Raw genomic sequence first — 6540 nt, 5'->3', positions numbered from 1 at the left:
GGACGGTACTTACGTCACGCCACCTTTCAAGATCCGTGCGCCGGGTAGAGGACCGTGGTCCTTACTGGGCGCAAGACTCAAGATATCAAAGGGGGAGAAAAGTGTCAACCATCCGGCCCCGGTTTTCCGCGCGGCTCCAGGAGCCGCGCCGCCGTCGGCGCGTCGGTGATCAGCGCATGGAAGAGGCCGCCGCGAAGGGCGGCGGCGAGCGCGGGGAGCTTGGCGGCGCCGGCGGCCATGGCGACGCGGTGGGGGATCTGCAGGAAGTCGTCCCAGCTTACGGCCAGCACCCGCTCGTCGAGGGGCGTCCTCACCGGGCGTCCGTCGGCGTCGAAAAAGCGCATCAGCACGTCGCCGACCGCACCCGCCTTTTCGATGAGGGCCATCTCCTCCGGGCTAAGCATGCCGGTGCGTACGGTGGTGCTTTCCCGCCCTACCTGGCCGATACCGACCACGGCCAGGCCGCTTTTGCACCCCGCGGCCAGCGCAGCGGCGATGCGCCCGTCGGCCAGGAGCGCTTCGCGCACCGCCGGGCTTTCGACCAGCACCGGCGCCGGCAGCGCCTCGAGCCCGCACCCCAGCGCCGCCGCCAGCGGCCCGCTGATGGAGTAGGGGTTGGCCTGCCCCAGAAAGCTGCCCGCCAGCTCGACCACGGTGCAACCTTCTACCGGCCGCAGCCGCCGCAGATAGGGGGCCATGCGGCCCACGGTGCTGCTCCAACCGAGGCCGACGCGCATACCTGGTCTCAGGCGGCCCGCCAGGTAGTCGGCCCCCGCCGCGCCCAGGGCGTCCTGGGTCGCCTCGACCGAGCCGGCGGCCGGCACCACCACCGCCGCGGTCAGTCCGTAACGTTCGCGCAGCGCCTCGGCCAGGAGGAAGGGCTCGGGGAGGGGGCGGGTGATGACGAACTGCACCACCCCCTCGGCCCGGGCCCGCGCCAGCAGCCGGGCCACCTTGACGCGGCTGACGCCCAGGCGGCGGGCCACCTCCTCCTGCTTCAGGCCCTGGTGGTAGTAGAGCCAGGCGGCGACGGTGACCAGATCGTCGGGCTTCATTTCACCTCCGCGGCCAGACGGCGGAAGTGGCGGGCGTTCTCGGTGAGGTCGGGCCCGCGCCGGTGCAGCGCCCCGCCGATCAGAAAGATCAGGTCGTCGCCGTAGAGCTCGCGCATCTCGGGCACCCGCTCCAGGCTCATGCCGCCGCCGGGGGCGGGGAAGGCGGGGGCGAGGCCCGTGAGCTCGTCCTTGAGGCCGGCGTTGACCTGGGCGCATTCCTCGCGGCTGAAGGCGAAGCGGCCGCCGTAGTTGGGGAAGATGACCACGTCGGCCCCGGCGAGCCGCTGCAGCTGACCGAAGAGGGCGTAGTGGGCGATGCCGCCGTCGCCCTTGGGCACGAAGCCGCCCAGGAAGGCGGGGTGGCTGAGGATGGGCAGCCCTACCTCGCGGGCCAGTCGCTCCATGCGGTCGAAGCCGACCAGCCCCGGAGCGACCATCACCGCCCCGGCCCCGGCTTCGCGGGCCAGGCGGGCGCGGCGCAGCGTCTCCTCGCCGGGGGCGGTGACGTTGGGGGCGTAGACCGCCTTCATGCCGCTTTCGCGCTCCGCGCGGGCGACGGCGGCGGTGACCGCCTCGAGCCGCGCCTCGAAGGGCGCGAAGGCCTGGTTGGCCAGCCCGTGGTCGTCCTTGATCAGCTGCACCCCGCCCAGGGCCAACCGGTAGGCCATCGCGGCCAGCTCCTCGGGCCCCAACCCCAGCGGCTTGAGGGCAGTGGAAAGCAGCGGGCCGGCGGGCACGTCGAGCACCCGGCGCAGGCCGCGGGTGCCGTAGCGGGGCCCGGGAAAGCGGCGGGCCAGCTCGGAGCTCAGGCCGATGCGCTCGAGCCGGACGTTCGGCAGCAGGCTGGAGTTGCCGAAGAAGACGTTGAGGAGTTGGGGCAGCTCGCCACCCACCAGCTCGACGGCGAAAGAAAGCTCGGCGGCGTAGACGCCGGGGGCGGTTTCTTGCAGGCTCTCGACGCGGGCGACGACCTCACGGGCGATCGTTCCTTCCACGAGCTCGGCGGGAAACTCGATGGTTTGCTCCACCGCAAGCGCCCTGGCCGCCTCCTCGGCCGCCGCCGGCGTTTCGGCGGCGATGCGGTAGCGGGCGGTGAAGCGCGCGCCGGAGAGGGGGAGGGCGGTGTCGTAGCGCGGCCGGTTCATGAGACCCCCTCAGCCCGCAGGAAGTAGGAGGTAGGGGGTAGGAGGCGGGAAGCCCCACATCCCCCCTCCCACATTCCACTCCCCATCACAACGCCTCCGCCTTGAAGTCGCCGTGCACCGGCTCCACCCGCACCGCCGCCAGGTCGTCCTCGCCGATGTTCAGGTCTTCGCCCACCAGCTTCTCGACCGCCCGCACCAGCGCCAGGGCGTCGAGGCCGTAGTGCCGCATCAGGTAGGGGCGGCTGCCGCCGTGGGCGTAGGTGTCGGGGATGCCCAGGCGCACCAGCCTCTTGCCGACGCCGTGCTCGGCCATCACCTCGGCCACCTCGCTGCCCAGGCCGCCGACGGTGGTGTGGTTTTCGAAGGTGATCACGCCGTACTTGGGCCGGCTTGCGGCCTCGAGCACCGCCGGGTCGGTGAAGGGCTTGTGGGTGGTGACGTGCAGGTGCTCGATGCTCACGCCCCGCTGCTCGAGCACCTGGGTCGCCCGCATCGCCTCCTCGGTGGTGATGCCGGCGGTGAACAGGGTCACGTCGGACCCGCGGCGCAGCCGGCGGGCGCGGCCGAGCCGCATGGGGGTGGTGAAGAGCCGGGGAATCTGCCCCCGCAGCATGCGGATGTAGACCGGCCCGTCGACGCCCTGGGCCACGTCGAGCACGCTCTCCACGTCGGCGGCGTCGCCGGTCTCGAGCACGGTCATGTTGGGAACGGCGCGCATGATGGCCACGTCCTCGATGGCCTGGTGGGTGGCCCCGCCGGGGGTGGTGATGCCGGGCAGGAAGCCGACGATGCGCACCCGCAGGTTGGGGTAGGCGACCGACATCTGCACCTGGTCGAGGGCGCGGCGGTAGAGGAAGACGGCGAAGGTGTGGACCCAGGGGGTGAACCCCTCGCGGGCCATGCCGCCGGCGGCCGACATCATGTTCTGCTCGGTCATCCCGAAGCTGTAGAAGCGGTCGGGGTAGGTCTCGGCGAAGCGGCGGACCTCGGTGGAGCTGGTCAGGTCGGCGGAGAAGACGACGACCTCGGGCTTGTCCGCCGCCCACTTGACCAGGTTCTTTTGGTGCACCTGGGTTTCGAGCGTCACTCCCTACCTCCCCACTTGCGCACGTAAAAGCGCTCGAGCGCCTCCTTTTCTTCCGGCCCCGCGAAACGGATGTAGTGGAACCTGGGCGCCCGCTCCGAGAGCACCTCGACCCCGCAGTAGGGGTTGGTGCGGGCGACGACCACCAGAGGCCGGCCCTCGTGGGGCGTTTCGGCCGCGGCCGCGAGCGCCTCCACGTCGTGCCCGTCCACCTCCACCGCCACCGCGCCGAAGGCCTCCAGCCGCTCCTTGAGCGGCTCGATGCCCATCACCTCGTCGATCCTGCCGTCGGCCGACTGGCCGTTGGCGTCGACGTAGGCGATCACGCTGTCGAGCTTGTAAAAGCTCAGCGTCTCCATCGCCTCCCAGGTCTGGCCGATCATGAACTCGCCGTCGGACATGAAGGCGAAGTTGCGCCCCGTCTCCCCTTTGCGCCGGCGGCCCAGGGCGATGCCGATCACCTGGCTCAGCGCCTGCCCCAGCGACCCGGCCATCAGCTCGTGGCCCGGGGAGTGCTCGGCGCCGATCATCTCGACGGTGCCGCCGTCCTGGTTGAACATCTCAAGGCCCTCCTCGGCCATCCGTCCGGTCTCCACCAGGGTGGCGTAGAGGACCAGGGCGTAGTGGACAGGGCTGATGAAGAAACGGTCGCGTTCGGGTTCGTGGGGGCCGTTGTAGCCGGCCCCGGTGGTGTAGTCGGGGTTCTTGCCCGGCACCCCGCCAAAGGGCGGGGGCACCGGGGGGGCCACCGAGGGCCCCAGGTTCATGACCCTGGTGTAGAGGGTCGCCAGAATCTCGGCGCTCGAACACGCCTGGCTCAGGTAGCCGCCGCCGTTCTTGAGGGTGAACGCGGTCACCCGGCGGCGGATGCCGTCGGCCACCCGCTTCGCTTCCTGTGGCCAGCTCATGACCTTTCCTCCTTGGCTTTCCTGACCAGTGCGGGCAGGCTCTCTTCAAAGGGCGGGTAGGCCAGGCCCGCTTCGGTGACGATTGCGGTGATCAGCTCCGCCGGGGTGACGTCGAAGGCGGGGTTGTAGACGGGGCTGCCCTCGGGCACCACCCGGACCGGCCCGCAGTGGGTGAGCTCCTCGGGCGAGCGCTCCTCGATGGGAATCTCCGCGCCCGCAGCGGTCTCCAGGTCGATCGTGCTCGTGGGGGCGGCGACGTAGAAGGGCACCCCGTGGTAGCGGGCCGCGAGGGCCAGGTTGTAGGTCCCGATCTTGTTGGCGGTGTCGCCGTTCCTGGCGATGCGGTCGGCCCCCACCACCACCAGGTCGATCCCGAACTTCTGCATCACGTGGCCGCTGGCGCCGTCGGCGATCACGGTGTGGGGGATGCCCAGCTCGCGCAGCTCCCAGGCCGAGAGCCGCGCCCCCTGCAGCCGCGGACGGGTCTCGTCGAGGAAGGCGTGCACCTTCTTGCCGGCCTCATGGGCGATGCGGATGATGCCCAGGGCGGTCCCGTAGTCCACCGTGGCCAGCGAGCCGGTGTTGCAGTGGTGGAGGATCTTCGCCTCGTCCGGGATCAGCGGCAGCGCGTTCCTCCCGATCGCCTTGTTGGCGGCCACGTCCTCCTCGGCGATCTTCAGGGCCTCGGCCTCGAGCGCCCCCACAAGCTCCTCGCGGCCGCCCGCGAAGCCCGCCCAGACCCGCTTCATGCGGTCGAGGGCCCAGAAGAGGTTGACCGCGGTGGGGCGCGACGCCCGCAGCCGCGCGTCGGCCGCCTCCAGGTCCTCTCCCCGGCGGGCGGCGAGGACGACGCCAAAGGCCGCGGCCGCGCCGATGGCGGGCGCCCCCCGCACCGCCATGGTGCGGATCGCCTCGGCCACCTCCCCGGGGGTCTCGAGCTCCAGGAACGTCTTTTCCTCGGGAATGCGGCGCTGGTCGAGGAGGACGAGCCGTCCCCCCTCCCACGCGATCGATCGGAACGTGCTCACAGCAACACCCTCCCCGCGCGCACCAGCGCGGCCAGGTCCTCGGGTCGTTCCAGCGCGCGCCAGCTGGCGATCCAGGCGCGGGCGATGTCGAGGCCCAGGCTCTCGGCGGCGGCGCGCTCGTCCTCGTCTTCGATGCTCCAGAAGTCGGAAACGTGGGCCATCCCGATCAGGCGGCGGAACATCTCGGCCGCGCCAAACCCGGCCGCGTCCTGTAAGAGCCGCTTCAGGTAGCGCTCGCGGTAGCGGTCCGAAGACCACTCCTCTCGCTGGACGTCCTTCTCCCAGGCCGCCAGGAACTCGCGCTCGAAGACGCGCCAGGTCTCGATCAGGCTCTCCAGCAGCCAGTCGCGGAAGGCCCGCTTTTCCTCTCCGTTCGCCGCGTGCGCCTCGTAGGCGGCGTAGGCCAGTGCCAGGTTGCCCAGGTAGGTGCCCAGGTCGTGGCCCATCGGCCCGAAGAAGGCGAACTCGGGGTCCACCACCTTGGTCTCCTCCTCGTTGGCCAGAATCGAGCCGGTGTGCAGGTCGTTGTGGATCAGCGCCTGGGCCTGGGTCATGTAGCGCTCCTTGAGTTCGTGGACCTCGGCGCGCAACCCGTCGTCGGCGTAGATCTCGCGCACCAGGGGCTCGAGCGGCGGCGAGTAGCGGTTGTTGGGGTGCTCCATGAAGGGCTGGGTGAAGACCAGGTCCTCCTGCACCTTGCGCAGCACCGGGTTCACCAGCTCGGCCGCCCGCGCCTTCTTCTCGCCCGAGGGCAGGTAGAGGTCGGAGGTGTAAAAGAGCGTCCGCGCCATGTAGCGGCCCAGGTGCTCGGCCGCCCGTGGAAAGCGCGTCCCCTCGCGCAGCGCCGCGCGCATCTCGCGGTGACGGTTCAGGTCTTCCATCACCAGCACCGCGTCCTCGGGGCTGAAGAAGTAGACCTCGGGCACCTGCTCGGGGGCGTGCTCGGCGGCCACCTGCAGCACCGCGTGCTCGATGGCCAGCCGGCCCTTGGGCATCTTGAAGTCGGGGTAGCGCCAGGCGTAGCCGAGGGCCTGCTTGACGATCAGCGACCGCCCCGCGTGCGGGTTCTTCACCCGGAAGAGCAGGTTGACGTTGCCGTCGGTGATCGGCTCGGCCACCCAGTCCTCCGCCCCCCCGCCCAGCCGCTCGGCCAGGCCCCTTTGCGCCAGATAATCCTTGACCGTGGTCTCGTTCAGGGCTTCCAGCTCGCCCACGCTAAACCTCCTCCCGCCGGGCCCGGCCCGGTCGTGCTGAACATTTGTTCGTGCTTAAACATATTTTCGGCTAAGGATACCGGGCCGCCGCCCCGACCGCAAGGGG

The 6540-nt window shown here is 70.7% G+C and carries 6 protein-coding genes; all 6 read right to left on the bottom strand.

The features are described from left to right. Positions 1–104: 104 nt before the first annotated feature. Positions 105–1055, bottom strand: coding sequence for a sugar-binding transcriptional regulator (locus tag HNQ05_RS04175; protein WP_147147107.1), 951 nt, complete (start codon positions 1053–1055; stop codon positions 105–107). Continuing rightward, the gene (locus HNQ05_RS04170) at positions 1052–2200 is read right to left on the bottom strand and encodes a RuBisCO large subunit C-terminal-like domain-containing protein (protein ID WP_147147109.1); all 1149 of its coding nucleotides are present in this window, start codon (positions 2198–2200) and stop codon (positions 1052–1054) included. Before HNQ05_RS04170 ends, HNQ05_RS04175 begins: the two co-directional genes overlap by 4 nt. Positions 2201–2285: 85 nt before the next feature. Then, positions 2286–3287, bottom strand: a complete 1002-nt coding sequence (locus HNQ05_RS04165) for a transketolase family protein (protein ID WP_147147111.1) — start codon at positions 3285–3287, stop codon at positions 2286–2288. Then, positions 3284–4192: a transketolase gene (locus tag HNQ05_RS04160; protein WP_147147113.1), complete on the bottom strand. Its 909-nt coding sequence runs from the start codon at positions 4190–4192 to the stop codon at positions 3284–3286. The genes HNQ05_RS04165 and HNQ05_RS04160 overlap by 4 nt, the downstream gene beginning before the upstream one ends. Beyond that, the gene (mtnA, locus tag HNQ05_RS04155) at positions 4189–5220 is read right to left on the bottom strand and encodes an S-methyl-5-thioribose-1-phosphate isomerase (protein ID WP_147147115.1); all 1032 of its coding nucleotides are present in this window, start codon (positions 5218–5220) and stop codon (positions 4189–4191) included. Before mtnA ends, HNQ05_RS04160 begins: the two co-directional genes overlap by 4 nt. Beyond that, positions 5217–6434 (bottom strand): S-methyl-5-thioribose kinase, encoded by a 1218-nt coding sequence (mtnK, locus tag HNQ05_RS04150; RefSeq protein WP_147147117.1) that lies wholly within the window; start codon positions 6432–6434, stop codon positions 5217–5219. Before mtnK ends, mtnA begins: the two co-directional genes overlap by 4 nt. Between the last annotated feature and the right edge of the window lie 106 nt (positions 6435–6540).

Source organism: Oceanithermus desulfurans, assembly GCF_014201675.1.
GTDB lineage: Bacteria > Deinococcota > Deinococci > Deinococcales > Marinithermaceae > Oceanithermus > Oceanithermus desulfurans.
The sequence above is the reverse complement of the archived record's forward strand: the minus strand, read 5'-3'. Positions and strand labels throughout refer to the sequence as shown.

Bases quoted from the DNA above. Each gene is read 5' to 3' on its own strand.
- HNQ05_RS04175 (WP_147147107.1), bottom strand. From the start codon at position 1,055: ATGAAGCCCGACGATCTGGTCACCGTCGCCGCCTGGCTCTACTACCAC.
- HNQ05_RS04170 (WP_147147109.1), bottom strand. From the start codon at position 2,200: ATGAACCGGCCGCGCTACGACACCGCCCTCCCCCTCTCCGGCGCGCGC.
- HNQ05_RS04160 (WP_147147113.1), bottom strand. From the start codon at position 4,192: ATGAGCTGGCCACAGGAAGCGAAGCGGGTGGCCGACGGCATCCGCCGC.